Below are 26,250 nucleotides of genomic sequence, written 5' to 3' on the forward strand. Positions count from 1 at the left end.
AAATTCCAGCTATAATACAAAAAACCATTGCCTCAGAGGAGGAATCATTCCATGCAGACATCCAATGACCTGAAAACCCTGCTCTCCCGCATTGACCGCAGGAGCTACCCCGCTTACAAGGACACCCGGGGAACCTATCAATTTCCCGGGTATGTGCTGTCTATCGACCACGTACAGGGAGATCCCTTTGCTTCCCCCTCCAAGGTGAGCATCCATGTGGATGGCCGCCAGGCAGGCTTTCCCAAAGAGCTCTACCGGCTGCCCTGTCAACGTATCGCCCTCCAGGACGAGTTGACCCGCCGGTTTGGGAAGCAGGCAAGCCAGGCCTCCTTCCAGGCCAAGGGCTCGGGACACAGCGGTCTCATTTCCATCAGCCGCTGCGGTCAGGAAGTATTGGAGCGCACCGCCTGCCGGTTAAATCCCAACACCGGCGGGCTGATTCTACGCCTGAAGGTGGGTTTTCCCGCCAATGGCCGCACCATCAACGCCCGGGAGCTGGAGAAGATTCTCTTTGATCTGCTCCCCCGGTGCGTGGAAAACACTCTGTTTTACCGTAATTTGAATCCGGCACATCTCCAGGCCATCGCCGATCTGGCGGAGGACCAGCAGGCCATTCGGGACATGCTGCCCCAGCTGGGCCTGTGCGCCTTTGTGGCCGACGGAAGTATCCTGCCCCGGGCCTCCGGTGTCTCCTCCCTGCCCATGAAGGACGCTGTTCCCTTCCGTTCCCCCCAGGAGCTGTCTGTCACCCTGGATCTGCCCCACCGGGGCAAACTCACCGGCATGGGAATCCGGCAGGGAGTTACCCTGATTGTAGGCGGCGGCTATCACGGAAAGTCCACCCTCCTCAAAGCTCTGGAGCTGGGAGTGTACAACCACATCGCCGGGGATGGCCGGGAATATGTAATCACCGACGAAAGTGCCGTGAAAATCCGCTCGGAGGACGGACGCAGCATCCGCCGCACGGATATCTCCATGTTCATCAACGACCTGCCCAACGGCAAGAACACTACCGCCTTCACCACGGAGGATGCCAGCGGCAGTACCTCCCAGGCAGCCAACGTGGTAGAGGCCATGGAGGCGGGGACTTCCCTGCTGCTTATTGACGAGGACACCAGCGCCACCAACTTCATGGTCCGGGACGAGCTGATGCAGCGGGTCATCCACCGGGACATGGAGCCGATTACCCCCTTCATTGACCGGGTGCGGGAGCTCTATGAGGCGCACGGCATTTCCACCATTCTGGTGGCCGGAAGCTCGGGAGCCTACTTCCATGTGGCGGACACCATCCTTCAGATGGACCGCTACGTTCCCAAAGACATCACCGCGCTGGCCAAGCAGGAAGCCGCCGCGTTTCCGGTCAGTGCCACTCCTCTGCCGCCTGCCCCCTTGCCCAGCTTCAAGCGCTGCCCCGCCCCTTCTCCGGAATTTCGGGGCGACCGGATCAAGCTCAAATCCCTGGGCCGGGATGGAGTGTCCATCAATCGGGAGACCATCGACCTGCGGTATGTAGAGCAGCTGCGGGACGGAGAGCAGTCCGCCGCCCTGGGCTACGCCATGGTGTATGCCCAGCAGCACCTGATGGACGGGAGACACACTCTGAGTCAGATCGTGGCAGAGCTGGAGGCTATGTTTGATGAAAAAGGTCTGGAATCCCTGTGCGGAGGCCGCTCCGGTGTGCCCTTTCTGGCCCGGCCCCGGACCCAGGAACTTTTCGCCTGCTTCAACCGCTATCGAGGCTTACAGCTATAAGGGATGACAAGTTTTATCCCCTTACAAAAATGCGCCGCAGAGCAGTTGCTCTGCGGCGCATTTGGTTTCCCGGGGAATCAGAAGAACACCTGCTTGTCCACGGGGGCTGTGCTGGCAATGAGTTTTCCTTTACGGTAATTGCGCAAGATGGGCGCATCATAGTTCAAAGCATCGTACCAGTCCTTGGCATCCAGGATGACAAAGTTGGCATTCTTCCCCTCTGCGATGCCGTAGTCATCCCCCAGGTGGAGAGTGCGGGCGGCATTGGTGGTGACGAAGCGGTAGGAGTTTACGATCTCGTCATAGCCCAGCATATGACCGGTATACAGGCCCATAAACACCTGGTCGCGCATCTTGGCGTTGCCCAGGGGGTTCCAGGGATCGAAGATATCGTCCGAGCCGAAGGAGACGTTGATTCCCTCGTCGGTAAGCTCCTTCACCCGGGTCATGCTGCGGCGCTTGGGATAAGTGTCAGCCCGTCCGCCCAGATGGACGTTGACGCAGGGGTTGGCCACAAAGTTGATGCCGGAGAGCTTGAGGATACGCATGAGACGAATGACATAGGCATTATTATAGCTGTGCATGGCGGTGGTGTGGGAGGCGGTGACCATGTCCTTCATGCCCGTCTCATAGGCACGGGTGGCCAGGGTCTCCAGGCCCCGGGAGGCCTCGTCATCAATTTCATCGCAGTGGACGTCAATGAGCTTATTGTACTTCTGAGCCAGGTCGAAGCAAATGTTCAGGGACTCCACAGAGTACTCCCGGGTAAACTCAAAGTGGGGAATGGCGCCTGCGGCATCCGCTCCCATCTTCAGGGCCTGCTCCAGAAGCTCCGCTCCCTTGGGGTAGCTCAAGATGCCGTACTGGGGAAAAGCCACGATCTGGATGTCCATGTAGTCCCGGACTTCCTCCCGCAGCTCCAGGATAGCCTCCAGGGCGGTGAGCTTGGGATCGTTGATATCCACGTGGGTACGCACATACTGGATACCGTTGGACGCCTGCATCCGGATAGCCTTGTTGACCCGCTCCTTCACCTCCTGCTTGGTGAGGAAGGGCTTGTACTCCTCCCAACACTGGATACCTTCAAACAAGGTTCCGGTGAGGTTCCAGCGGGGACGGCCCGCGGTCAGGCAGGTGTCCAGGTGTACGTGGGACTCCACAAAAGGAGGCAGCACCATCTTGCCCGCACAGTCGGTGACCGTTTCCTCTCCCGGGATGGGCTCCAAATTGGGAGCAATCTGTGCAAACTTCCCGTCGGTGACCCGAATGTCCACCGTCTCCTGGGCGTTGCCCAAGTGCAGATCTTTCAGCAGCATAACCGTACCGTCCTCTCTAAAAATATATTACCGGTCTTTCCGGAGCAGTTCGCCCACAAAGAAGCAGATAGCCGCCACGATCATAGCGTTCAGAGCGGCGATACCCCAGTGCAGGGTATTGGCTACCGCAGCACCCAGCACGATGCCGGCGATGTTGAACCAGTTGACCGCGGCGGTCTGACCGTCTGCGGCAAACTTTTTGCAGTTTTTCAAAAAGTCCAGAATCACGATGGCGCCGATGGGAGGCAGAGCGCAGTTGAGGATGTTCAGCCAGCCCACAAAGTTCCAGTACAGCCAGATGGCCAGGGCGGTGCCCACGATACCGGCGATCCACGTGGTAAACTTCATCCGTACGCCGGAGACGTTGGAGATGGCCAATCCACCGGTGTACAGGGCGTTATTGTTCGTGGTCCAGATGTTGGCGCCCAGCACGATGAGAGCGGGGATCGCCAGACCCTGGGCGATCATCACATAAAAGATGTCATCCTTGCCGGTAAAAGCGCCGCCCACTGCGCCAAAGCAGAACATCAGAGTATTTCCCAGGAAAAAGGCAATCACAGTGGTCCACACGGCGATTTTGCTGTTTTTGGCAAAACGGATGAAGTTGGGGGTGGCGGTACCGCCGGAGATAAAGGAGCCGATAACATAGCCGATGCCCGTCATCAGCGTGATGCCGCCGGCAGACTGGGCAAAGATGGCAGTGAGTCCTCCACCTTCGCTGGTGGCAGTGATCATGGAGTACATGCCCAGAATGACGATCAGGGGCACGGAGATGTAGCTGACGATCTCCAGAGCCTTCATACCGGTGGCGGCAGTGGCGGTCATCAGCAGGCCGGCGATGATGGTGAGGACCCACTCATTGACCCCCATCAGCTGGGCGGCAGGAATGGAGAACATGGCCACACCCACGCCAAACCAGCCGATCTGAGTAAAGCCCAGAATGGCGGAAGAAAGGTAGGAGCCCTTCTCACCAAAGGTGCGGCGGCACAGCAGGTCCATGGTCATTCCGGTCTCGGAGCCGATATAGGCCAGGATACCGCAGTAGGCGGACAAAATCACGCCGCCAATAAGGCAGGCCCAGAAAAACCCGGACAGGTCCAGACCGTTGCCCAGCTTGGCGCCTACGCTCATGCTGGCAGAGAAAAATGTGAACCCCAGCATGACGAAGAACATATTCCAAAAACCCTTTCGGGCGGACTCCGGTACTGCTTCCAGGGAGTAGTCGGCGTCTACCTGCGCATTCTTTGGCTTGTTTTCGTCTTTTTTCATATTTGCAATCACCCTCTGTTTCTATTTCATTCCTTACAATAGCTATTTACTATATCACAATACTGGAATTGCTGTCCACATTTTCACTCTCTTCCTTTCTCAGGAAAACGCCGAAAAATGCTCTGGAACATACGGTATTTTGCACCAGGATGGCCCTTTGGATTCTTCTGGACAGTTTCGTCTCAGCGCACCCTGCATATAAAAAATTCCCCGGTGCCGACCTTCAGGCCGGACCAGGGAATCCTTATTATTTTTTATGGATTTTATAATTTTTATCCGCTTTGCGGCTCAGCGCAGGAAAGTCTGCACATGCAGGCCGGTTTTTCGGCTGAGAAACCCGCAAAACTCACGTACGCTCCTGCCCTCCAGGCCGCTCTTATCATAGGCCTGAGCCTGGTTTTTGCCCAAAATCAGGATGATATAGTCCTTGGTCTCCACCAGGGCCTGGACCTTGGTATACTGCCACTGGGTCTGAACGCCGGCAATCTCCGTTTCATAGAACTCGGGGTAAAAGTGCGCCCGGCATACATCTGTTCCGGGCAGAGCCTTTCGTTTGGCAAAAAAGGCGTTCAGGTAGTCCCCCTTCCACTGCAGAAACAGGACCAACACCACTACCGTCAAATAGATCCCCCGACGCCATATACTCTGGGATGCGTCCATGACTGTGCCCAGAGCCAAAACAACCAGCCCCAGAAAGAGCAGCCACTCACACCAGGAGGTTTTTTTCCGCATTGTCCTGCGCAGCGCCTTGGACATAGCGGCCAGCGTCTTGTGGTCATAAACCGTTTTGCAGGCAAATTCCATAACATGCTCCTCGACTGTTTTTAACAGTATAACAACCCGCCCCTTACACACCAAGAAAGGATCTCTTAATTTCATCTTAAGTTCCATTAAGGTTATTTTATCGGGAAGATGCGGTTGTATTGTGGTAAATTTCTTGTTATGATAAAGAGGAATCGGCAGGCCTTTCGCCTGACCTCAGCCAGCCGTGCAGATCCCTGCACGGCTTTTCCTTCCACAAGGGGCTTTTCCGCCCAAATACTATGAGGTACCGCATATGAAATGGAATCTTTCCTTCACAGCCGTTCTTCTTTCCGGACTTCTGCTGGCCGGCTGCACAAGCGCTAATCCCGGCTCTTCCAGCACTCCAAGTTCTGCTCCCTCCAGCTCCTCCCATCTGTCCTCTCAGAGCGAGAGCAGCAAACAGGATGCCATCCCCTTTTCCGACGGGCAAAGTTATGCCGTGGCCCATCTGGGTTATCAGCAGATCGAAGATCTGGACTACTACGTCCAGCAATATCTGGACAGCGAAGACATCCCGGTCCACTACCTCTCCTCCGGCGATTACTATCTGGTGATCCCCCGTTATTCCGGCATGGAGCTCTCCCTCTACAAAAATGACCTGGAGACCTCCGAACGCACCCTGTTCTATCACGACCCCGATTGTGAACCGTTTATCATTCAGTGCAACGTCAGCGATATTTTCTCTGACGCTACCATACAGCTCACCTATCAGGGGGATACGGTGGAATTTTCCCCCTTTATCTCCCTGAAAAACGGCTCTCTTGAGATTGGAGAGCACGGGCTCAATTTGACCCGGACCGGCTCCGGCAGCCAAAGCGGAAATTAAACGCCTCAGGCCGCCCACTACACCTTTATTAAAACAGCGGAGCCGCTGACTTCCCATTTCCCCACAACAGAAAGGATCGATGAAAATGGCCGCACTCTACACTGTGATCGTCGCCGATGACGAGGATGAACTTCGGGAAGCCGTATGTACCATGATTCCCTGGGAAGACTACGGGTTTTGCCTGGTGGGAAATGCCAGCAACGGTCTGGACGCCCTCCAGCTGGTAGAAAAACACGAACCCGACCTGCTGCTGACCGACATCCGCATGCCCTTTATCTCCGGCATCGAACTGGCGCGGCAGGTGCGTGAGATCCGCCCCGCCACCAACATCGCCTTTCTCAGCGGCTACGACGACTTTGAGTACGCCAAGCAGGCCATCCAGTATAACATCATCAGCTATATGCTCAAGCCGCTGACCCTGGAAGGCCTTGGCGCGGAGCTGCGCAACATCCGCCAAAAGATCGATGCCCAGTTCGCACTCTTTCGTCAGGCGGTCCCCCGCGCAGACGAACAGGACCTGCGGGCCGCCTTTCTTATGCCTCTGGTTCTGGACGACTATCCAGACCCGGACGGCGCGGCCCAGGCCGAGGCTCTGGCCCGGCAGTGCGGCCTACTGCGGGATGCCGATGACCACCCCTACTACACGGTCATGGTATCCATCCTCCTCAATGAGGACGGCTCCAACTGCACGGACCCCTCCTTTCCGTCCTCGGTGCATACCCTCTCAGAGAAATATCTCCGCGGCTCCAGCTTTTTTGCCTCCGGCAAGGTCATCTCAGTGCTGCTGGGCAACCCCTCCGATTTCGAGGAGTACCTGCACATTCTGGCCGATGAGATCCCCCAAATGGCCTCCCGTGTTCTGGGCAAGCGCTGCCGCATCGGCGTGAGCCGTCCCGCCAACTCCCTCTCCGCACTGCATGACGCCTACCGGGAAGCTATGGAAGCTCTGCGCCAGGGGGATAAGACGGAAGCCGGCGCTCAGTTTATCAGTGACCTGGCCCCCGCCGTTAAAGGGGGTAATCTGCTGTGCAAGCGGGCACTGGATACTCTGGATCAGTACTATATGGATGCAGACCTCTCTCTGGTGTCGCTGAGCGGGATGCTGGATGTCAGCCCCAACCATCTCAGCGCCTGCATCAAAAAATACGCCGGTGAGACTTTCATCAACATTCTCATCCGCAAGCGCATGGAGGCCGCCCGGGATCTGCTGAGTACCTCCTCCCTGAAAATCCAGGAGATCGCCCAGCGGTGCGGTTACACTGATCAGCACTACTTCAGCTACTGCTTTAAAAAGTACTGCGGCGAGTCCCCCAACGCCATGCGCCGCCGCCTGGACCTGGAAAAGGCGGGTGAGCACTCTTGAAACAGAACGCTCCCCGCACCGGAGTACGAATTACCACCATTCTGGTCTCCATGGTAGTGGGTGTGGTAGCCATCATCCTGTGCTGCTGTATCTTTCTGTTTTTAGACCGCTACCGCAGCGCCATGGTTCAGAGCGCCCGCACCAGCAGCGCCCAGGCAGTTTCCCAGGTATCCAACACGGTGGGCAACTATCTGCAAGACATGGACCAGGCCATGACTTTGGTCAAGCATTCCATGCTGGAGCATGAGAGCGACCGGGATGAACTGCTGGCCGCATTTCTGGAGTTCCGCCCCGACGTGGTGGCTGTCACCAGCTATTCCGCCCAAGGAACCCTGTTGGACTGCTGGTCTCCCGGCCGACAGCCAAAGGAGAACATCTACCAGAATCTCTCCTTTAACCTGGAAAAGGCGCTCAACTCTCAAACTGCCTACATGACCGCTCCCCACGTGGAGACCATTTTTGAGAGTTACTACCCCTGGGTGGTCACCATGACCGCTCCCCTGGACCAGGGCGGCGAGGCCGCCTGGGTCTCTCTGGACCTGAGCTTTTCCAGCATCTCCAGTTACATTAATAATGTAAGCATCGGTCAGCGTGGCTACTGCTTTCTCATCGACCGGGACGGCAACATCATCTATCACCCCCAGCAGCAGCTGCTGTACGCGGGCCTGAAATCGGAAGATACCGAGGCACTCTCCGCCCTGAGGGATGGCACCTATGTGGACGATACGGTCATCTACTGTCTGACCAGCGTAGCGGGCAGCGATTGGCGCATTGTGGGCGTCAGCTATGTTGACGAGTTGGTCAACCGCAATGTGCGGGATATGATCCGTCTGTCCGCCATGCTTGCAGTAGTCGTGCTGGTTTCCGCTCTGCTCACCAGCTGGCTGCTCTCCCGTCTGCTGGACCGCCCCCTGCGCGGGCTGGCTTCTGCTATGGAGAGCTTTGAGGCTGACGCCGACCACTTTACCTACCGGCCTGTGGGCGGCACCCGGGAGGTGCGGGAATTGTCCGACTCCTTCGGCCACATGGTGCTGCGCATTCAGCAGCTCATGTCCACCGTGCGCGAGGAGGAGGTCAACCTGCGCAAAACAGAGCTGAAAGCCCTCCAGGCCCAGATCAACCCACACTTTTTATACAACACACTGGATTCCATTGCCTGGATGTGTGAGCAGGGACGCAACGCCGATGCGGTAAAAATGGTCCACGCCCTGGCCCGGCTGTTCCGAATCAGCATCAGCAAGGGACACGAGCTGATCCCCATCTCCAAAGAGATCGAACACGCCGAGAGCTACCTGCAAATTCAAAAATACCGCTATAAAAACCAGTTCACCTATCAGTTTGACGTGGACCCGGATTGTCTGGATTACTACTGCAATAAGATCACCCTCCAGCCCATTATTGAAAATGCCATTAACCACGGTCTGGATCTGCTGGTGGACGAAGGAGTCATCCTCGTACAGGTGCGGCAGGATGGAGAGGACATCGTGTTCTCCGTTCAGGATAACGGTGTGGGCATGAGTCCCGAGCAGATCGACTCCATTCTCCGGCACGGCCCCAAGGACCGCACCGGCATTGGAATCAAGAATGTCAACGACCGTCTGAAAATCTACTTTGGCAAACAATACGGTCTGCATATCACCAGTGAGCTGGATGTGGGTACCTGTGTAGAGATCCGCATGCCCAAGATACAGGAGGGAAACTATGAAGCGAAATAAATGGGCCGTTCTGAGTACGGCGCTGACTCTTTCCCTGCTGTGCGGCTGCACCGCAAGCATCGCTCCCTCCTCCCAGCACACGGTGGCTATTGTCGCCAAGTCCACCCAGACTGAGTTCTGGCTGTCCGTCTTTGCCGGAGCGGAGGCCGCCGCCACAGAATATAACGTGGAACTCATCATCACCGGTCCCAAGGCCGAGGAGGACTACGAAACCCAAAACCAAATGGTGGCCAATGCAGTGGAAGCGGGCGCGGAAGCCCTGGTCTTCTCTGCCATTGACTACGAGAACAACGCCGCTGCCATTGACGCTGCCGCCCAGGCAGGGGTCCAGATCGTAGCCATCGACAGCAACGTAGCTTCCAGCGCGGTGAGCACTTACATTGGTACGGACAACTACGCCGCCGGACAGATGGCTGCCCAATCGGCCCTGGACCGGATCAGCGGTCCCCTCAAGGTTGGCATCATCAACTATGATATCAGCAGCGCCAACGGCCAGGAACGGGAACAGGGCGCAGTGGATACCTTCACCCAGAGCGGCCGGGCAGAGATCGTCGGCATCATCAACACTCTGGCTGAGGCCAGCCACGCCCAATCCGACACCACCGCACTTTTGGAAAAATATCCGCAGATCAACGTCCTGCTGGCTTTCAACGAACCCACCAGCGTGGGTGCTGCCAATGCGGTGGAGTCTCTTGGTCTCTCCGAGGACGTATTTCTGGTGGGCTTTGACTCCAACGTCGCCACAGTGGACGGGCTTCAGGAGGGCAGCGTTGATGCTCTGATTGTTCAAAATCCCTACGCTATGGGCTATTTAGGGGTGGAAAGTGCTTATAAACTGCTCTCCGGCCAAGGCTCCTCTCTGGAGCGCACGGTGGACACTTCTACCAAAATCGTGGATCGACGCAACCTGTTTACCATGGACAGCCAAAAAGCGCTGTTCGCTTTTGAGCAGCGAACTATTGAGTAAAATGCACAATTTCTTTTCATTATATTTTGGCACATTGTTGTATTGGCATAATTTTTTACCCTTCTTTCGGTGAAATTTATACTTGTTTTTCCGGTTGTCTTTTAATAAAATTAAACATGTGAGATGGAGTCAACAGGAAAGACTCTGTACAATTTACACAGAAAAGGAGAATCATTATGAAGAAAGCTCTTGCACTGACCCTGGCTGCTACTATGGTTCTTGGCCTGGCTGCCTGCGGCAGCAGCGGCGGCAGCTCCGCCTCTGGTTCCGGCTCCGGCAGCGGCGGCGACAGCACCACCGTAGCCAACAAGGACAAGCCCGTTGTCTGGTACAACCGCCAGCCCTCCAATAGCTCCACCGGCGAGCTGGACATGAACGCTCTGCAGTTCAACGACAAGACCTACTACGTGGGCTTCGACGCCAACCAGGGCGCTGAGCTCCAGGGTCAGATGATCAAGGAGTACATCGAGAAGGCCATCAAGGACGGCGTTGAGATCGACCGCAACGGCGACGGCGTGATCGGCTACGTGCTGGCCATCGGCGACATCGGCCACAACGACTCCATCGCTCGTACCCGCGGCGTGCGTAACGCTCTGGGCACTGCCGTGGAGAAGGACGGCGCCACTGACAGCTCCCCCGTGGGCACCAACGTGGACGGCACCGCCACTGCTGTTAAGGACGGCTCCATCGAGGTAGACGGCAAGACCTACAAGGTTCGCGAGCTGGCCTCTCAGGAGATGAAGAACTCCGCCGGCGCCACTTGGGACGCCGCTACCGCTGGCAACGCCATCGGCACCTGGTCCGCTTCCTTCGGCGACCAGATCGACATCATCGCCTCCAACAACGACGGCATGGGCATGTCCATGTTCAACGCCTGGTCCAAGGAGAACAAGGTTCCCACCTTCGGTTATGACGCTAACTCCGACGCCGTTGCCGCTATCGCGGAAGGTTACGGCGGCACCATCAGCCAGCACGCTGACGTTCAGGCTTACCTGACTCTGCGCGTTCTGCGCAACGCTCTGGACGGCGTGGACATCGACACCGGTATCGGCACCGAGGATGACGCGGGCAACGTGCTCAGCTCCGACGTGTACAAGTACGTGGCTGAGGAGCGCTCCTACTACGCTCTGAACGTGGCTGTCACCGCTGAGAACTACAAGGACTTCCTGGATTCCACCGTGACCTACGCTCCCGTTTCCAACCAGCTGGATGCTACTAAGCACCCCGAGAAGTCCGTGTGGCTGAACACCTACAACGCCGCCGATAACTTCCTGGGCTCCACCTACAAGCCTCTGCTGCAGAATTATGACGACCTGCTGAACCTGAAGGTCGAGTACGTGGACGGCGACGGCCAGACCGAGTCCAACATCACCAACCGTCTGTCCAACCCCAGCGCTTATGACGCTTTCGCCATCAACATGGTGAAGACCGACAACGCTGCTTCCTACACCGCTCTGCTGAACCAGTAATTCAGCGGCATGGACGATTTGTCCATCTTTATTAAGAACATGTAACCATTAGCTATTAGGGAGAAGGAATTCTCCGTTCGGGAGAAAGCACTCTCCGTCCGGCGGGAACCCTTCTCCCTAATAGCGACTTTGAAACGAACCATTCGGCAGAATCAGATTTTTCGCTGAAACTGCTAATATGTTTAAACAGGAGTAACGAGAATGGCAGATGCGAAAGACGATATTGTCCTGTCAATACGAGGTATGAGCAAGTCTTTCGGTCGTAACCGGGTGCTCGACCACATCAATCTGGACATCAAACGGGGAACCGTAATGGGATTGATGGGTGAAAACGGCGCCGGTAAATCGACGATGATGAAATGCCTGTTCGGCACCTATCAGAAGGACGAGGGAAAAATTTACTTAAACGGCAAGGAAATCAGTTTTTCCGGCCCCAAGGACGCCTTGGAAAATGGAATCGCCATGGTTCACCAGGAGCTGAACCAGTGCCTGGAACGGAATGTCATCGACAACCTGTTTCTGGGCCGCTACCCCACCAATTCGCTGGGCGTAGTGGATGAGGGCGGAATGAAGAAGAAAGCTTCCGAGCTGTTCCGTAAGCTTGGCATGACGGTGAACCTCACCCAGCCCATGCGGAACATGTCCGTTTCTCAGCGGCAGATGTGTGAGATTGCCAAGGCAATCTCCTACAACTCCCAGGTCATCGTTTTGGACGAGCCCACCTCCTCCCTGACGGTTCAGGAGGTCGATAAGCTGTTTGAAATGATGCGGATGCTGAAGTCTCAGGGTATCTCCCTGATCTACATCTCCCACAAGATGGATGAGATCTTTGAAATCTGCGATGAGATCTCTGTTTTGCGGGACGGCAATCTGGTCATGACCAAGAACTCCAAGGACACCAACATGAATGAGCTGATCTCCGCCATGGTGGGCCGCTCCCTGGAGAGCCGCTTCCCTCCGGTGGACAACACGCCGGGCGATACGATTTTATCCGTCCAGCACCTCTCCACCAAGTATGCCCCTCATTTGCAGGACGTGACCTTCGATGTAAAGGAAGGCGAAATTTTTGGCCTGTATGGCCTGGTAGGCGCCGGCCGTACCGAGCTGCTGGAGACCATCTTCGGCGTGCGTACCCGTGCAGCGGGCCGCGTTTACTTTAAAAACCGTCTGATGAACTTCAGCAACGCAAAGGAGGCCATTGAACACGGGTTCGCTATGATCACCGAGGAACGTAAGGCCAACGGTCTGTTCCTTAAGTGCGACCTCACCTTCAATACCACCATTGCAAACCTGAATCAATACAAGGCCGGTCTGGCCCTGTCCAATCCCAAGATGGTCAAAGCCACCAACAAGGAGATCAAGATCATGCACACCAAGTGTATGGGACCGGACGATATGATCTCCAGCCTCTCCGGCGGCAACCAGCAGAAGGTCATCTTTGGTAAGTGGCTGGAACGGGAACCCCAGGTCTTTATGATGGATGAGCCCACCCGCGGCATTGACGTAGGTGCCAAGTATGAGATCTATGACTTGATCATCAAAATGGCTAAACAGGGCAAGACCATCATCGTAGTCTCCTCGGAGATGCCCGAGATCCTGGGTATCACCAACCGCATCGGCGTTATGTCCAACGGACATCTCTCCGGCATTGTAAACACCAAGGAGACCAATCAGGAAGAGCTTTTGCGGCTCAGTGCAAAATACCTATAACGGGAGATATTGCATATGGCAACAGAAAACAAGATTCTTACGGCGGAGCAGGAACTGAAGCTGCGCCAGCCCATCGACGAATACGTCGGCGGCATCCAAGCGAAAATTGATGCTCTGCGGGTGGACGGCACCGACAGAGTCATTGACATTCAGAGCACACTGGATAACCTGAAGCGGGACCGCATCTATACTGCTCAGGAGAAGGAAGCCCGCGCTGCTCAGCTTAAGAAAGAGCTGGAAGCAGCCAAGGCGGTAGAGAACCAGAACAAGGCTGAGATCTCCAAGCTGATCGCTGACGCGGAGAACTACCTGAAGGCCCATTACGACGCAGAGTACTACCAGCCCCTGCTGGCCAGCTGCCGCAATGAAAAAGTCGCCGCTCAGGAGAAGTACCAGGCCGCTGTGGCTGAGCTCAACAAGGAGCATCAGGCCACCCTGTCCAAGCTCACTGACCAGCACGAAATCAAGGACGAGAAGTACGTTCACAAAAACCGTCTCTTCGACGCCAAGATGACCCTGGCCAAGGACCTCCAGCAGGTCAAAGATCGGCAGCACGCTGCGTTTGATTACAAATATCACCTGATCGACATGCTCCGCATGTCCAAGTTCACCTTCGGCGAGACTATGGCCCAGAAATGGGAGAACTATAAGTACACTTTCAATAAGCGGGACTTCTTCCTGAAAAACGGCCTGTATCTTGCCATCATTGTTATCTTCATCGCCCTTTGTATCATCACCCCCATCGTCAAGAACACTCAGCTGCTGACGATGAACAACGTGCTGAACATCCTTCAGCAGGCCTCTCCCAGAATGTTCCTGGCTCTCGGCGTGGCCGGCCTGATCCTGCTGGCCGGCACCGACCTGTCCATCGGCCGTATGGTTGGTATGGGCATGACGGCCGCCACCATCATCATGCACCAGGGCATCAACACCGGCTCTGTGTTTGGTCATATCTTTGACTTTACCGGCCTGCCTGTGGTGGCCCGCATCCTTCTGGCTCTGGTGGTTTGTATCGTGCTGTGCACCATCTTTACCACCATCGCCGGCTTCTTCACCGCAAAGTTCAAGATGCACCCCTTCATCTCCACCATGGCCAACATGCTGGTCATCTTCGGTCTGGTCACCTACTCTACCAAGGGTGTCTCCTTCGGTGCCATTGATCCCAGCATCCCCAGCATGATCATCCCCCGCATCGGCAAGTTCCCCACCATCATTCTGTGGGCCGTGGCTGCCATTATCATTGTGTGGTTCATCTGGAATAAGACCACCTTCGGTAAGAACCTGTACGCCGTAGGCGGCAACCCTGAGGCCGCTTCCGTATCCGGTATCTCCGTGTTCCTGGTCACCGTGGGTGCCTTCGTAATGGCTGGTATCCTGTATGGCTTCGGCTCTTGGCTGGAGTGTATCCGCATGGTGGGTTCTGGCTCCGCCGCTTACGGCCAGGGCTGGGAAATGGACGCCATCGCCGCCTGCGTGGTCGGTGGTATCTCCTTCACCGGCGGTATCGGTAAGATCTCCGGCGTGGTCGTGGGCGTGTTCATCTTCACCGCTCTGACCTACTCCCTGACCATTCTGGGTATCGACACCAACCTGCAGTTCGTTTTCTCCGGCATCATCATTCTGGTCGCCGTGACCCTGGACTGCTTAAAGTACGTGCAGAAGAAGTAATTCTTCCCTGCCAAGTAAATCAGGACGGCCTGAGACACGTCTCAGGCCGTCCTTTTTCCGTCCTTTTGATAGAAAGAAGTCCCTCTCCCTGTTTTCTATTCCCAGCCGCCGGAAAATCTGTTATACTGTGGACAAATCGCAGACAACACGTTTTGAGGTGAATACACTATGATCGTCTATTTCAGCGGCACTGGTAACAGCCGCTACTGCGCCAAAATGCTGGCAGATAAGCTGGAAGATGAGCTACTGGACACCTTTCACTTTATCCGAGATGGTATCGCACTGGAGCTGACCTCCACAAAACCCTGGATTTTTGTCGCCCCCACTTACAGCTGGCGTCTCCCGAGAGTTTTTGAGGCCATCCTTCGCTCCGGTCATTTTTCCGGCAACCGGGATGCCTACTTTGTCATGACCTGTGCCGGGGACAATGGAAATGCGGCACCATACAACCAGGCGCTCTGCCAGCAGATCGGTCTGCGCTACCGGGGAACCCTCTCCGTGGTCATGCCGGAAAACTATACTGCCATGTTCTCCATCCCCGATCCGGAGCTGTCCAAGAAGTTGATAGACGCCTCCCGGTTCGCCCTGGGCAAGGCCATCCTCGCTATCCGGGACGGCGAGGACTTTCCTCCTCGGAAGGCTGGTGTGCTGGATCATCTGAAGTCCGGAATTGTCAACACGCTGTTCTATCGCTTTTTTGTCAAATCTTCTCCGTTTTCTGTATCAGATGCCTGTACCTCCTGCGGCAAATGTGAACGCAGCTGCCCCCTTGGTTCCATCTCTATGGTAAACGGGCATCCGGCGTGGGGCAAGGAGTGTACGCACTGCATGGCCTGTATCAATGGCTGCCCCGTCCAAGCCATCGAATATGGTCGAGCCAGCCAGGGAAAACGACGCTACCAGTGCCCGGAATACCGCCGCGGCCGTTTCCGTACAGAGGCCGAGAAGAACTTCCAATAAATCTTTGCCCCCTGATTTGACAAGGTGGTCCCGACTGATCTGCTGCTTTTTTTGATTTTTTGTTCAAAACCACCTTTGAATTTCTATCAAACCTTCGATATAATACAGTTACAACGTGTAGCTAGATCGGCGTAAATCCGGTTGATTGCTGCACGTTTTCTTTTTATTCTGAGACAGGAGGCCTGTTTATGAAACGAATCCGAGCAGCATGTATCTGTCAAACGCTTCATTTCTTTCAAAAAGATAATGTCGAGCATGAATATGCTGCACAGGCAGTACAAAATGAAGTGATGAATTACAAAAAACAGCTGGAGAGAAATCATGTCCAGTATCAGATCCTCTCTGAAGTTTTACAGCCGGATGGCTCTATTCTCCTTCGCATCATCAAACAATACAACAACGCTCCAGTAGGGGACTATCTGAAATAACATGATAATTCAAAGCGTGTAGCCTATGGCATAAATCCAGCTTGGCTACACGCTTTTTTATTTGGAGGGATTTGCAACGGTGTACAAAGGGAACATAATAAAAAACTTAATAATGGACTGCCAATCTTACACAAAGTACCGCCCAAACGAGACTACGGGCGGTATTTTTGTATCTTGGCGGAGAAAGGAGGAACTTCCCACGGGGGCTTGACTGAAAAGTTGAGCCCCTTTTTTTACCCAAAAACAGGAGGTAAATGCTTATGGCAGATGATAAAAACACGAAAATGCCGGAGCAGCCGGTAACGGATACCGGGCCGGGCAAGGAAACTCCGCCCGAGCCGGAGAAAACGCCTACTCCCCCGGAGGCCGAAAAAAAGACGGAACAGCAAGCAAAGAGCCCGCAGGTGTCCGTCTATGACTTTGCTGAAATTATGAAAGGAAAGAAAGCCGAGGAACGGGCGGCAGCTTCCGGCGGGGAAAAGCCTGCCCCGGCAAAAACGGAGAAACCGGAAAAGCAGCCGGAAGCTCCGAAAAAGTCCGAAGGAAAACAGGAAAAGCCCAAAGAGCCCGAGCAGCCGAAGCGCCGGGGCCGTCCTCCGAAAGAGGATAAGGACAAGACCGCCGCTCCGAAGCCCAAGGCCGCCGCACAGAAAAAGCCGGAAAAAGCCCCCAAAGAGAAACCGGAGAAAAAAACGGCTCCCACGGTGCAGGCCGCTCCCGCTCCGAAAGAACCCGAGGGGCCGAAGGAGGCTCCCCGCCGTGGCGAGGAACAGATCGTATATATCAAGCTGAACGAGCTCCACGCCTTCAAAAACCATCCCTTTGAGGTACGGGACGATGAAGAAATGCGGGCTATGGTGTCCAGCGTCAAGGACAAGGGCGTTACCCAGCCCGCTATCGTCCGTCCCCGTGAGGATGGCGGCTATGAGATCGTGTCCGGCCACCGCCGCCAGAAGGCCAGCGAGCTTGCCGGATATGCGGATATGCCCTGTATCGTCCGCAACCTGACGGACGATGAAGCCATCACGCAGATGGTGGAGGACAATCTGAACCAGCGCGAAGAAATCCTCCCCAGCGAGCGGGCCAAAGCTCTGAAAATGCAGCTTGAGGCCATCAAGCACCAGGGCTCCCGCACTTCGGGCCAGATTGACCCGAAGGACGCAGGCAAACGCTCCAACGAGATCGTGGCCGAGCGGAACAAGATGGCCGTCAAGCAGGTACAGCGGTATATCCGGCTGAATGAGCTGGTCCCCGACCTGATGAAGCTGATGGACGAGAAAAAGCTGGGCTTCACTACGGCGGTGGAGCTTTCCTACATCGGCAAGAAGAACCAGAACTATATCGCCGTCGCCATCGACAGCCAGCAGTCCTCGCCTTCGCAGGCGCAGGCAAAGCGTATGAGGGAGTTGGACGAAAAGAAGCTGCTCAACGGGGATGTGATCGACGGCATTATGATGGAGGACAAAAAGGAGGTAGACAAAGTGATTTTGACGGGTGCGGAACTGAGCAAATACTTCGGCAAGGAAACCACGCCGAGGGAAATGAAGGACCAGATCATCAAGCTGCTGGACGACTGGAAGGGCCAGCAGAAGGAACACGAAAAGCCGGAGAAGAAAACCGAGCCGGAAAAGTAAGCCGAAACTTCGGGTCAAGATGGCCCGAGGATTGCGGGGCGCTGCCCCGCGCCCCGAAGCTCTGGAGATATAAATTATTCCCCGTCGCCAGTTATTCCGTAGCATAGCCGGGAAAATCAGTCAAGGGCAACGCCGCCGCAGGCGGTGCCAGAGGCACCCTTGACGGATTTCTCCTGGTTATGCTTTTTCCCGGACAAGCGACGGGGATATAAATTCTCCAGAGCCGTCCCCCTTCCCGGGGGAAGGGGCGGAGGGGTTGGGCGAAACCTTGCTTTCCGCAAATCAGAAAGAAATGGAGGTTGAACCAATGAAACGACCTTTGGCCTATCTGACCGCCGCATGGAGCGGTGAGCCGGATATTGATATGGAGCTGGCGGCCCACTACTGCCGCCTTGCCTATGAGGCGGGCTTTTCCCCCATCTGCCCGCTTTTGTATCTTCCGCTGTTCTTGAATGACAGCGTTCCCGAGGAACATAGCGTCAGCCGGTTTACCCCGGAGGGAAACTACAAGGGGGACAATAGCGCACCGGAGACGTCGCAAGTTGGGGAAACCATCTACCCACGACTGAGCGGCAAGACGCAACATTGTGAATGAGGAACAAGGCTAAACTGCTTTACTGCCGGTATTTCCGGGAGGCCGTCTTGCCCCTCGACCCGGAGCTTCTTGCGGCGCTGACCGTGGAAGGCGGCTCCCCGGAGCTTCGGGCCTGTGCGGTCTGCGGGCGGGCATTTTTACCCGAAGGCCGTCAAGCCTACTGTTCCGACGCCTGCAAGGCCGAAGGAAACCGCCGGAAAAGCCGGGAACGTATGAGGAAAATGCGGGAGAAAAGGCCGGGCGGCGGTTACGATTTGCCGCCCCGAAAGGCTTGATATTCCGGGCTTTTTTGAGGGCGTTTCCGGGGCGGGAATACTGCAACCCATCCCGCCCCGGTTTACTCCCTCATTTCGTAACATACCACACTTCGAGCCATGTTGGCCCGAAGCCAGAACAGAAGGAGGATTGCCATGCACGAAAAAGACAACTGTTTGAAAACCGCCGAGCTTTCCACGGAGCAGAACTGCAACATGATCGACGGCGTACCCAATAACACGCCCATCCAGCCTGCGCCCCCGGAGCTGGACGCAAAGCCGCTGGACAAAGTGAAGGAGCCAAAAGAGCGCAGAAAGGGCCGGGAGCTGGAACGCTGATGGAGAACCGCAAGCGGAATGTCCATTTGCACGTCATGGTGACGCCGGACGAGCTGGCGGCCATCCACGAACGGATGGCCGAAGCGGGCATTTCCAATGCCGGGGCTTATGTGCGGAAGATGGCTCTGAATGGGTATATCCTGCACGTTGACCTTGCGCCCATAAAAGAATTGATCTCTCTGCAAAGGCGCTGTTCCAACAATCTCAATCAGGTCGCCGTACACGCGCATACCTACGGCGTGTACCCGGAAGAAATCGACGGATTGAAGCGAGACTATGAAAAGCTGTGGGGCGAGGTGTCAAAGGTGCTGCGGGAGCTCTCCGAGCTGGTGGCAAAATAAGACGAGGGCGGCAGGTTTTCCTGTCGCCCTTCCTTTTTTATTTTGATGATAACTTTTGCCTGCCATGACATTGATAACTTTTCTATATAGTCGTATAATTGTATTAATTGTAGATTCTGACAACATTTTTAAAGGAGGTAACTCGATGGCTTCCAGCAGTATTTTTATATATGAATTGCGTTCACCAGCAGAAATCAATGTAGAATCAGTATATTCACGCTTGAAAGGTTATCCAGAAGATGAAAATACCTATTTTAATTTGGAAATGATTAGCGCCAATGAACTACTGGGCGAATATGTCATTGTCCAAAATGCTCAAGAATCTTATTATAACCCTGAGCAGAGAGTTTTTGAATATCGTATTGTTCCTAAAGCAAATGTTATTTCTTTCAGCATTACGGATGGTTTTTTGGAAATTTGGGGAAACAAAACTTCGGCAAACAAATTAGTATTTGAGCTATCGAATTTGTTAGCGCCTATTTCCATTAATAGTATCGAAGTTACGATTGACACTCTATTAGAAAAATTGAAAGGTTATAAGTTAAAAGTCTCTAAAGTGTGCTTTCAAGATTTTCTCTTTACGGAGGATATTGTTGGCAACTTTACTGTGGATCTCTCATCGTATGGAGATGCTTTTTCTATCCTACAGAAATATAATGATAAAATTTCAAGCATGACTATTATTCTTTACTGTGATAATAGCTCAATTAAACTCCGAATTACTGCAAAGGGGCGAGTTACCGTTTATAAGTCTCGTTCCTCGATGGACGATGAAGAAATATTGTTTCTCCATCAAATTTTGCTGAATGGAGGTGAACATTGATGGGCGAACTTAGTCAAAGAATTGGGAAAAAATTAGAGCACTATGGAAATTCTATTTTTGAGCATTTGGAATGGAAGATTTTAGCTCAAGATGTTCAAATTGACTGCATAAGAGCTGCACATAAAAACGCAAAATCTTCTGACAAAAAAACGCATGGTGTAGATATATTAGCAGGGTATTATAATCCTTTCACTAAACGCCAAGAGGCCTTTATTATAGAATGCAAACATCGCGAATGGTCTAACTTTATTCCGAGCAATTTGTCATTATGGGTTGAGGAATTGTGTAATACTATTGAGTGTGCTTCAACATCTCCTGCCTTAACTACATATTTAGAAGAATATACTTTAATCGGTGGGATTTTATTATATAATTCAAGTGATAACATATACGAGATGGAACGTGCGTTAAAAAGCATTTCCCAAATTAAGGTTCCAAGACGTCGCCATCCTCTAATGATTTATCTTGCAGATAATAGTAGGCTTGAAAAATGGTATTCTTTTAATGCTGAAATTGCGAAAATTAAGCAAAACAGTATTGAAAATAGCTTTGGCATTATATATCCATCCATTGGTGGTTCTACCTGGGATCGTTCACCTGTAGTCACGCCAACATATTTATTTTCCGACTACATCTTGGCATCCTATATTAAAAGTGCAACCAACCAAGGCGTTACAACAAAGGTTGATATAAAGGCCCTGTTTTGTTTTGAGCATGTTACAGATGATTCTTTAAAGTATTTGCAGGATATGATTAATGAATTACAATTAGAATCGAGAAGTGATCGTTATCAAGAAGTTCATTTCTATTTTTATCCTGAAACAGAAAAAGACATAGATCACATTAAAGAATCTTTTTCAAAAATGTTCGCAGAAAAAGATACTTTTAAATATTATCTGATGGACAATCGTCGTTTATCAAGAATCTATTATGAGTCATAAGGGAGGCGAGAATAATGGCAGTTCAATCCTTTGTTAAGGGGGATGACCTTAAAAAATTAATAGACGATAAACTAATTAACGCTCAAAGTGTCAAATATGTTTTACGGCAAAAAGGTATCCTTCCCGTATGTACTAATTCAGAGGCTCTTTCTGACTTGATACACCATCATTTTTTTGGCTCTGCAACTATGACTCAGATGCAAGAGGTTATGAATTTTGAGCAAAACAACTTGAAGTCTACTGTTGTCATAATCTCTCCTAAAAGCGAACAGTCCAAAGAAGATTTTCTGACGAGTATAGCAGATGAATTTGTCAATAAAGGTCGTAGTTCGAATACTAAGTATACATTAAAAAACATTGCAAGAAATCAAACCAGCGTAACATTGCAGTACATATATAAAAAACCCCAAAGAGGCCGTATTAAAATTGCTGAAACGCGAACAGTGACTTTAGATGTTACGATTTCCCCGTTAGAAGATGATTCGCAGAAGTTTAAAGTTAGCATACGGCACGAAGGAATGTCGGAATCAAAACAGTTTGTCACACTTCTGGATGAAATGATTCAAGAAGATAGTGAACAGGCTGTATTTGGTCTTAAAAGAATAACTTTAGCAAGTCTTTTAAAGGCACACAAGGTAGATTTCTTTGATGATTTTGGCGCGTACACTCACAAAGAATGGAAACTAACAGACATTATTAATGTTACTGTAAACAAAGATGAAAAAAGCATTGATGATGAAAATGACGAGACTACATCAGGCGAAATTGATGCTTCTGAACCCACCGGACGCCTTTCGGGAATTAGTAGTGCGATTTTAAAAGGTGACGGGTTAAGAAATAATGATTTTGTAAAGGAATGTATGGCTCAAGGTTTTATTTTTTCAAGTATGAGTTACAAGTTCTCGCACAAGACACTCCCGATAACAATAGTAATCGATGTGAATTTTAAGCAAACCGACTTGAAAATCAATATTGTAAAAACATACCAGCTTGAAGATGACGGTATAGAACGTTTGGCCCCCTTGCCTGCAAGTGACCAGAGTTTGTATATCGATTATTTTCAAAATGTTGCTTATGCAGTCTACTCAAATCTCATTGAGAAACAAAAAGCCGAACTGGTTAAGCAAACTATCAAGCCAGACAAATAGAATATGTTTAAAAACGGATGGTTTCATTAGACCATCCGTTTTTATTTGAAAATAGATTTAGGACAGGATTCTCTAATCTTTCGCAACATTTATGTCCCCGGGCAGGCATGATAAAATAGAGATAGAAAGAATAAAGGAGGTTTTGATGATGAAGATACTGCTGAAAATATTAGTCGCGCCCTTCGCTCTGGCGCTATCCCTTCTGGCGGCTCTGCTGGTGTTTCTGTTTGATATTTGCGCCTTCCTGCTGACGATTGCCTCCGTGATCCTGGCGGTGCTGGGTATCGCCCTCTTTTTCACGCCGACCCCCATCGGCGGGATTGTATTTCTGTTCCTCGCCTTCCTCCTTTCGCCGTATGGGCTGCAAGCGGCGGCTGGTTCTCTGCTTTGGGCGCTGGACGGAGGCAAATCCGCTCTGTATCGGTTTCTGGCAAGTTAAACAGCCTCGGGCCATGTTGGCCCGAAGTCGGGGCGGTCTGGATGGGCCGCCCTTTTTTCATAGAAGGGAGGGATGATTTCTGGCTACCACAACTTTGTTGCAGCGCCATGCGGGCGAAGGCGAAACGATTGCCGAGGCCATCCGGGATTGTCTGGACTATGGCAAAAACCCGGAGAAAACAGAAAGCGGAAAGTTTATCTCCGCTTATGAGTGCGACCCTGCCACCGTGGCGGACGAGTTTCTTTTAGCGAAAGCCAGCTATGCCGCCATGACAGGCCGGGAACAGAAAAAGGCCAATGATGTGCTGTGCTATCAGATACGACAATCCTTCTACCCGGGGGAGATCACCCCGAAGGAGGCAAACCGTATCGGCTATGAGCTGGCTATGCGCTGGACGAAGGGACGGCACGCTTTTATCGTTACCACGCATACCGACAAGAAGCACATCCATTGTCACATCTATTACAACTCTACCACCCTTGACTGTACCCGGAAATTCCGAAACTTCTGGGGCTCCAGCTTCGCCCTCCGGCGGCTCTCCGACAGACTGTGCCTTGAAAACGGACTGTCTATTGTAGAGAACCCGAAGCCCCGGAGCAAGGGAAAATACCGGAACTATGGGGAGTGGCAGAAAGAACGGAAAGGGCCGCTTTCGTATCAGGACCGGCTGCGCCTTGCCATTGATACTGCGCTGGCGGAGCGCCCTGTCGATCTGGACGAATTTCTCGGCCTGATGAAGCGGGCCGGATATGAAGTCAAGAAGGTTCGGGGCGGTGGTATCAGCTTCCGGCTGACCGGCCAGAGACAGGAACGCTTTACCCGTCTGCGGGCCTCTACGCTGGGGGACGGCTACGATCTGAAAGATGTTCTTGCCGCCATTGAGGGCAAAGAAAAACGCCCCGGACGCCCGGAGCGAAAAATCAGTCTGGCGGTGGATATTCAAGCAAAGCTGGCTGCCGGTAAGGGGCCGGTCTACGAGCGGTGGGCGAAGGTGTTCAACATCAAGCAGATGGCCGCCGCCCTTGCCTATATACAGGACAACGGCCTGACTGATTATGAGCAGTTGGCACAGAAAGCCACCGAGGCAACCGACCATTTTCATGCGCTTTCCGAGCAGATCAAGCAGACGGAGCAGGCCATGAAAACTAATGCCGGGCTAAAGGCCGCAACGGTCCAGTATGCCAAAACACGCCCGGTCTTTGAGCAGTACAAGGCTGCGAAGTACAGCCGGAAATTCCTTGCGGAGCATGAGGCCGATATTGAACTGTACCGGGCGGCACAGGCGGAAATGCGCCGTCTGCTGGGCGGGGCGAAGCTCCCGAAAATGGATGCGCTGAAGGAGGAAGGCCGTAAGCTCACGGCAAAGAAAAAGCGCCTTTATGGAGAGTATCAGAAAGCGCGCCGGGATATGCAGGAGATCGTCACCATCAAGGCAAATATTGATACTCTGCTGGGCTACACCGAGCCGGGCAGAAAGCAGGAAAAGGAGCGTTGAGGTTATGAAAACAAGGAGCAAAGCGACGCGAACGCTTCGGGCCATGTTGGCCCGAAGCAACGGGTTTGGGGCGAGCCCCAACAAGCAGCGTCCGGGCCTTTGTGGCCACGGAGGCATTGCTTGCCACTTAGCGACAGCCCTCAAAATGGCATGAAAAAACGGAGGCTCTTACTCCTGAACCTCCGTTTCTCTGGCTTTTTTGAGCCCTTCGGCTGTGGCCTCCATAACAACAAGCTCTTTCTCATTCATCGAGCTTAAAAGCACATCAATGTGCTTTCTGCAACTGTTCTCTCCACGCTGACCTTCTGTATAGAAAAACTGATCTACGGAAATGTCGAACAGAGTGACGAGTTTGAAAAACAGATTGAAGCTGGGGTGCTGGCCTTTGTTCTCAATGTTCATAATGGTGCGGTCAGTCTTGCCGACCAACTCTGCCACATAGGCTTGCGTCCAGCCCTTTTCCTCTCTGGCTTGTTTCAAAGCGAGCCCGAGCCCATGAAAGTCAAACCTTCTTTCGTCTTGGTTCATTCTCATATCACCCTATATCATTGTACATTTCGGGTTGGAATATGAGAATGTAATGTAATTTGATGTGAAGTTCTATTTTATTTCTCCTTCATCAACTTGTATTGTTCGAGCAAAAGAACTACAATAGAACAGATGGAGGTGCGCTATGGATTATATGACTTTGAAAGAGGCAAGCGAAAAATGGGGCGTGACCCCTCGACGGGTAAACTACTATTGCGCCGGTGGCCGTATTCCCGGCGCTGTAAAGATGGCCGGTGTTTGGCTGATCCCCAAAAATGCAGAAAAGCCGTTGGATAAACGATGTAAAGAAAATAAATCTATGGGTGGTGATAATACATGAAACGAATTTTCTTTGTCGAAGATGATTTGAGCTTAATCAATGGACTATCCTTTGCAATTAAGAAACAGGGATATGAGATTGATATTGCCCGGACAAGTTCAGAAGCGGAAAATCTGTGGATGAATGGAAAATATGATTTAGTTATATTGGATGTATCTCTGCCAGATGGTTCCGGCTATGATCTATGTAAAAAAATCCGTCAGACTTCAAAGGTGCCGATTATCTTTTTGACCGCAGCAGATGAAGAAACGGATATTATTATGGGCCTTGACATAGGAGGCGACGATTATATTACAAAGCCTTTCAAATTGGCGGTATTTCTGTCAAGGGTCAATGCTCTGCTTCGCCGAAGTGAGAACTTCAATCAGGCTGATACAGAATTGAACTCAAATGGGATAAGAATACAACTACTAAAGCATGAAGTTTACAAAGACGATGTTCTGATCGACTTGACGGCCAGTGAATATAAATTGCTGTGTCTGTTTATGGAAAACCCAAACATTGTCCTGTCATCGGAGCAAATTTTGAGCAGGCTTTGGGATTGTGAGGAAAACTATATTGACAACAGCACCCTGACAGTATATATCCGAAGATTACGCACTAAAATTGAGAATGACCCCGGCAATCCACAAAAAATCGTCACTGTTCGGCGTATTGGTTACAAATGGAATGTGACGGAATGAGGTATGCTATGCGAATACTGGCAAGCCGAAAAATTAAACAGCTTTTCATCTGTATCCTGTTGATTGTCGTTGGTTTCTCGTCAATTTCCGTGGCTGCCGTCAGTCTGCAATGGAAGTTTGCAGCACTGTATGTATTGCTGTCTGCAATTTGCATGGGAGTTTTAATTTTTATTTCTCTGTTTTTCTATTTTAGAAAGCAGGAGCAAATCATGGAAAACGCCGTGACACAAATACGGGAATACATTTCCGGCAATCACGATGCACGGATTGACTGTGACGACGAGGGCGAATTATATCGGTTGTTCCATGAAGTAAATGCTTTGGTGCATACGGCGGTGGCCAGCGGCCACGGTTGCGGAGCTCAGCGGCCGCTGTGCGGCCTAACGGCCACCCCAATATAGACAGCTAATTGAAGTAGTTCGGAAATTCTCCATAATGATGGT

Annotated in this window: 27 protein-coding genes; 23 read left to right on the forward strand and 4 right to left on the reverse strand. The window is 52.4% G+C overall.

Translation table 11 applies throughout. The annotated features are described in order from the left end of the window. Positions 1-51: 51 nt before the first annotated feature. On the forward strand, positions 52-1,752 hold the full coding sequence (locus tag ACEVJL_RS13085; RefSeq protein ID WP_374738104.1) for an ABC-ATPase domain-containing protein: 1,701 nt from the start codon (positions 52-54) through the stop codon (positions 1,750-1,752). Between the two features lie 77 nt (positions 1,753-1,829). On the opposite strand, the gene codA is transcribed toward ACEVJL_RS13085, so the two are convergent. From codA to ACEVJL_RS13100, 3 genes are all read right to left on the reverse strand, one after another. Continuing rightward, positions 1,830-3,068: a cytosine deaminase gene (codA, locus tag ACEVJL_RS13090; protein ID WP_008980350.1), complete on the reverse strand. Its 1,239-nt coding sequence runs from the start codon at positions 3,066-3,068 to the stop codon at positions 1,830-1,832. 27 nt (positions 3,069-3,095) lie between these two features. Further along, positions 3,096-4,337, reverse strand: coding sequence for a cytosine permease (gene codB / locus ACEVJL_RS13095; protein ID WP_235396311.1), 1,242 nt, complete (start codon positions 4,335-4,337; stop codon positions 3,096-3,098). A gap of 288 nt (positions 4,338-4,625) precedes the next feature. After that, positions 4,626-5,141 (reverse strand): YcxB family protein, encoded by a 516-nt coding sequence (locus tag ACEVJL_RS13100; protein WP_374738105.1) that lies wholly within the window; start codon positions 5,139-5,141, stop codon positions 4,626-4,628. 253 nt (positions 5,142-5,394) lie between these two features. Between ACEVJL_RS13100 and ACEVJL_RS13105 the strand changes: the two genes are divergently transcribed. The 19 genes from ACEVJL_RS13105 to ACEVJL_RS13195 all read left to right on the forward strand — a co-directional run bounded on the left by ACEVJL_RS13105 (position 5,395) and on the right by ACEVJL_RS13195 (position 24,256). Beyond that, positions 5,395-5,967, forward strand: a complete 573-nt coding sequence (locus ACEVJL_RS13105; RefSeq protein WP_374738106.1) for a hypothetical protein — start codon at positions 5,395-5,397, stop codon at positions 5,965-5,967. Between the two features lie 85 nt (positions 5,968-6,052). Beyond that, complete coding sequence (locus tag ACEVJL_RS13110) at positions 6,053-7,330, forward strand: response regulator (RefSeq protein ID WP_374738107.1); 1,278 nt, start codon at positions 6,053-6,055, stop codon at positions 7,328-7,330. Further along, positions 7,327-9,045: a sensor histidine kinase gene (locus tag ACEVJL_RS13115; protein ID WP_374738108.1), complete on the forward strand. Its 1,719-nt coding sequence runs from the start codon at positions 7,327-7,329 to the stop codon at positions 9,043-9,045. The genes ACEVJL_RS13110 and ACEVJL_RS13115 overlap by 4 nt, the downstream gene beginning before the upstream one ends. Then, a complete protein-coding gene (locus ACEVJL_RS13120; protein ID WP_374738109.1) occupies positions 9,032-10,012 on the forward strand; it encodes a substrate-binding domain-containing protein in 981 nt (326 codons plus the stop codon). The genes ACEVJL_RS13115 and ACEVJL_RS13120 overlap by 14 nt, the downstream gene beginning before the upstream one ends. 176 nt (positions 10,013-10,188) lie before the next feature. Continuing rightward, entirely contained in the window at positions 10,189-11,481 is a 1,293-nt protein-coding gene (locus tag ACEVJL_RS13125; RefSeq protein WP_302667513.1) for a substrate-binding domain-containing protein, read from the forward strand. A gap of 201 nt (positions 11,482-11,682) precedes the next feature. Then, positions 11,683-13,191, forward strand: a complete 1,509-nt coding sequence (locus ACEVJL_RS13130) for a sugar ABC transporter ATP-binding protein (protein WP_008980342.1) — start codon at positions 11,683-11,685, stop codon at positions 13,189-13,191. A 15-nt stretch (positions 13,192-13,206) separates the two neighbouring features. Then, entirely contained in the window at positions 13,207-14,859 is a 1,653-nt protein-coding gene (locus ACEVJL_RS13135; RefSeq protein WP_235396301.1) for an ABC transporter permease subunit, read from the forward strand. A gap of 168 nt (positions 14,860-15,027) precedes the next feature. Continuing rightward, the gene (locus tag ACEVJL_RS13140; protein WP_374738110.1) at positions 15,028-15,819 is read left to right on the forward strand and encodes an EFR1 family ferrodoxin; all 792 of its coding nucleotides are present in this window, start codon (positions 15,028-15,030) and stop codon (positions 15,817-15,819) included. A gap of 188 nt (positions 15,820-16,007) precedes the next feature. After that, positions 16,008-16,247 (forward strand): hypothetical protein, encoded by a 240-nt coding sequence (locus ACEVJL_RS13145; protein WP_110440891.1) that lies wholly within the window; start codon positions 16,008-16,010, stop codon positions 16,245-16,247. A 254-nt stretch (positions 16,248-16,501) separates the two neighbouring features. Next, positions 16,502-17,881: a ParB/RepB/Spo0J family partition protein gene (locus tag ACEVJL_RS13150; RefSeq protein ID WP_374738111.1), complete on the forward strand. Its 1,380-nt coding sequence runs from the start codon at positions 16,502-16,504 to the stop codon at positions 17,879-17,881. A 307-nt stretch (positions 17,882-18,188) separates the two neighbouring features. Continuing rightward, positions 18,189-18,476 (forward strand): DUF7768 domain-containing protein, encoded by a 288-nt coding sequence (locus ACEVJL_RS13155; RefSeq protein ID WP_374738112.1) that lies wholly within the window; start codon positions 18,189-18,191, stop codon positions 18,474-18,476. A gap of 47 nt (positions 18,477-18,523) precedes the next feature. Beyond that, positions 18,524-18,751: a hypothetical protein gene (locus ACEVJL_RS13160; RefSeq protein WP_374738113.1), complete on the forward strand. Its 228-nt coding sequence runs from the start codon at positions 18,524-18,526 to the stop codon at positions 18,749-18,751. Positions 18,752-18,886: 135 nt separating this feature from the next. Then, the gene (locus tag ACEVJL_RS13165; protein WP_092364963.1) at positions 18,887-19,069 is read left to right on the forward strand and encodes a DUF4316 domain-containing protein; all 183 of its coding nucleotides are present in this window, start codon (positions 18,887-18,889) and stop codon (positions 19,067-19,069) included. After that, entirely contained in the window at positions 19,069-19,410 is a 342-nt protein-coding gene (locus tag ACEVJL_RS13170) for a plasmid mobilization protein (protein WP_021419845.1), read from the forward strand. Before ACEVJL_RS13165 ends, ACEVJL_RS13170 begins: the two co-directional genes overlap by 1 nt. Positions 19,411-19,555: 145 nt before the next feature. After that, a complete protein-coding gene (locus ACEVJL_RS13175) occupies positions 19,556-20,233 on the forward strand; it encodes a hypothetical protein (protein WP_374738114.1) in 678 nt (225 codons plus the stop codon). Then, positions 20,233-21,174 (forward strand): PD-(D/E)XK nuclease domain-containing protein, encoded by a 942-nt coding sequence (locus tag ACEVJL_RS13180; protein WP_130848958.1) that lies wholly within the window; start codon positions 20,233-20,235, stop codon positions 21,172-21,174. The genes ACEVJL_RS13175 and ACEVJL_RS13180 overlap by 1 nt, the downstream gene beginning before the upstream one ends. Before the next feature lie 14 nt (positions 21,175-21,188). Continuing rightward, entirely contained in the window at positions 21,189-22,322 is a 1,134-nt protein-coding gene (locus ACEVJL_RS13185; RefSeq protein ID WP_092368435.1) for a hypothetical protein, read from the forward strand. A gap of 145 nt (positions 22,323-22,467) precedes the next feature. After that, positions 22,468-22,761, forward strand: coding sequence for a CD1845 family protein (locus ACEVJL_RS13190; protein ID WP_021419844.1), 294 nt, complete (start codon positions 22,468-22,470; stop codon positions 22,759-22,761). A gap of 94 nt (positions 22,762-22,855) precedes the next feature. Then, positions 22,856-24,256, forward strand: coding sequence for a relaxase/mobilization nuclease domain-containing protein (locus ACEVJL_RS13195; RefSeq protein WP_425475197.1), 1,401 nt, complete (start codon positions 22,856-22,858; stop codon positions 24,254-24,256). A gap of 168 nt (positions 24,257-24,424) precedes the next feature. Here the strand turns inward: ACEVJL_RS13195 and ACEVJL_RS13200 are convergent, their stop codons facing one another. Next, entirely contained in the window at positions 24,425-24,790 is a 366-nt protein-coding gene (locus tag ACEVJL_RS13200; RefSeq protein WP_180963101.1) for a helix-turn-helix domain-containing protein, read from the reverse strand. Between the two features lie 139 nt (positions 24,791-24,929). On the opposite strand from ACEVJL_RS13200, the gene ACEVJL_RS13205 reads away from it, so the two are divergent. From ACEVJL_RS13205 to ACEVJL_RS13215, 3 genes are read left to right on the forward strand one after another with little or no spacing between them, the layout of a single operon-like run. Next, the gene (locus tag ACEVJL_RS13205) at positions 24,930-25,124 is read left to right on the forward strand and encodes a helix-turn-helix domain-containing protein (protein WP_087249719.1); all 195 of its coding nucleotides are present in this window, start codon (positions 24,930-24,932) and stop codon (positions 25,122-25,124) included. Then, complete coding sequence (locus tag ACEVJL_RS13210; RefSeq protein WP_374738115.1) at positions 25,121-25,807, forward strand: response regulator transcription factor; 687 nt, start codon at positions 25,121-25,123, stop codon at positions 25,805-25,807. The genes ACEVJL_RS13205 and ACEVJL_RS13210 overlap by 4 nt, the downstream gene beginning before the upstream one ends. A gap of 8 nt (positions 25,808-25,815) precedes the next feature. Beyond that, complete coding sequence (locus ACEVJL_RS13215) at positions 25,816-26,208, forward strand: hypothetical protein (RefSeq protein WP_374738116.1); 393 nt, start codon at positions 25,816-25,818, stop codon at positions 26,206-26,208. The last annotated feature ends 42 nt before the right edge of the window (positions 26,209-26,250 follow it).

The sequence above is a fragment of the Flintibacter porci genome (assembly GCF_041925195.1).
Taxonomy (GTDB): domain Bacteria; phylum Bacillota; class Clostridia; order Oscillospirales; family Oscillospiraceae; genus Lawsonibacter; species Lawsonibacter porci.

What these genes read in the sequence shown, in the direction of transcription:
- ACEVJL_RS13085 (WP_374738104.1), top strand. Translation starts at nt 52, where the DNA reads ATGCAGACATCCAATGACCTGAAAACCCTGCTCTCCCGCATTGACCGC.
- codA (WP_008980350.1), bottom strand. Translation starts at nt 3,068, where the DNA reads ATGCTGCTGAAAGATCTGCACTTGGGCAACGCCCAGGAGACGGTGGAC.
- codB (WP_235396311.1), bottom strand. Translation starts at nt 4,337, where the DNA reads ATGAAAAAAGACGAAAACAAGCCAAAGAATGCGCAGGTAGACGCCGAC.
- ACEVJL_RS13100 (WP_374738105.1), bottom strand. Translation starts at nt 5,141, where the DNA reads ATGGAATTTGCCTGCAAAACGGTTTATGACCACAAGACGCTGGCCGCT.
- ACEVJL_RS13105 (WP_374738106.1), top strand. Translation starts at nt 5,395, where the DNA reads ATGAAATGGAATCTTTCCTTCACAGCCGTTCTTCTTTCCGGACTTCTG.
- ACEVJL_RS13110 (WP_374738107.1), top strand. Translation starts at nt 6,053, where the DNA reads ATGGCCGCACTCTACACTGTGATCGTCGCCGATGACGAGGATGAACTT.
- ACEVJL_RS13120 (WP_374738109.1), top strand. Translation starts at nt 9,032, where the DNA reads ATGAAGCGAAATAAATGGGCCGTTCTGAGTACGGCGCTGACTCTTTCC.
- ACEVJL_RS13125 (WP_302667513.1), top strand. Translation starts at nt 10,189, where the DNA reads ATGAAGAAAGCTCTTGCACTGACCCTGGCTGCTACTATGGTTCTTGGC.
- ACEVJL_RS13130 (WP_008980342.1), top strand. Translation starts at nt 11,683, where the DNA reads ATGGCAGATGCGAAAGACGATATTGTCCTGTCAATACGAGGTATGAGC.
- ACEVJL_RS13135 (WP_235396301.1), top strand. Translation starts at nt 13,207, where the DNA reads ATGGCAACAGAAAACAAGATTCTTACGGCGGAGCAGGAACTGAAGCTG.
- ACEVJL_RS13140 (WP_374738110.1), top strand. Translation starts at nt 15,028, where the DNA reads ATGATCGTCTATTTCAGCGGCACTGGTAACAGCCGCTACTGCGCCAAA.
- ACEVJL_RS13145 (WP_110440891.1), top strand. Translation starts at nt 16,008, where the DNA reads ATGAAACGAATCCGAGCAGCATGTATCTGTCAAACGCTTCATTTCTTT.
- ACEVJL_RS13150 (WP_374738111.1), top strand. Translation starts at nt 16,502, where the DNA reads ATGCTTATGGCAGATGATAAAAACACGAAAATGCCGGAGCAGCCGGTA.
- ACEVJL_RS13155 (WP_374738112.1), top strand. Translation starts at nt 18,189, where the DNA reads ATGAAACGACCTTTGGCCTATCTGACCGCCGCATGGAGCGGTGAGCCG.
- ACEVJL_RS13165 (WP_092364963.1), top strand. Translation starts at nt 18,887, where the DNA reads ATGCACGAAAAAGACAACTGTTTGAAAACCGCCGAGCTTTCCACGGAG.
- ACEVJL_RS13170 (WP_021419845.1), top strand. Translation starts at nt 19,069, where the DNA reads ATGGAGAACCGCAAGCGGAATGTCCATTTGCACGTCATGGTGACGCCG.
- ACEVJL_RS13175 (WP_374738114.1), top strand. Translation starts at nt 19,556, where the DNA reads ATGGCTTCCAGCAGTATTTTTATATATGAATTGCGTTCACCAGCAGAA.
- ACEVJL_RS13180 (WP_130848958.1), top strand. Translation starts at nt 20,233, where the DNA reads ATGGGCGAACTTAGTCAAAGAATTGGGAAAAAATTAGAGCACTATGGA.
- ACEVJL_RS13185 (WP_092368435.1), top strand. Translation starts at nt 21,189, where the DNA reads ATGGCAGTTCAATCCTTTGTTAAGGGGGATGACCTTAAAAAATTAATA.
- ACEVJL_RS13190 (WP_021419844.1), top strand. Translation starts at nt 22,468, where the DNA reads ATGATGAAGATACTGCTGAAAATATTAGTCGCGCCCTTCGCTCTGGCG.
- ACEVJL_RS13200 (WP_180963101.1), bottom strand. Translation starts at nt 24,790, where the DNA reads ATGAGAATGAACCAAGACGAAAGAAGGTTTGACTTTCATGGGCTCGGG.
- ACEVJL_RS13205 (WP_087249719.1), top strand. Translation starts at nt 24,930, where the DNA reads ATGGATTATATGACTTTGAAAGAGGCAAGCGAAAAATGGGGCGTGACC.
- ACEVJL_RS13210 (WP_374738115.1), top strand. Translation starts at nt 25,121, where the DNA reads ATGAAACGAATTTTCTTTGTCGAAGATGATTTGAGCTTAATCAATGGA.
- ACEVJL_RS13215 (WP_374738116.1), top strand. Translation starts at nt 25,816, where the DNA reads ATGCGAATACTGGCAAGCCGAAAAATTAAACAGCTTTTCATCTGTATC.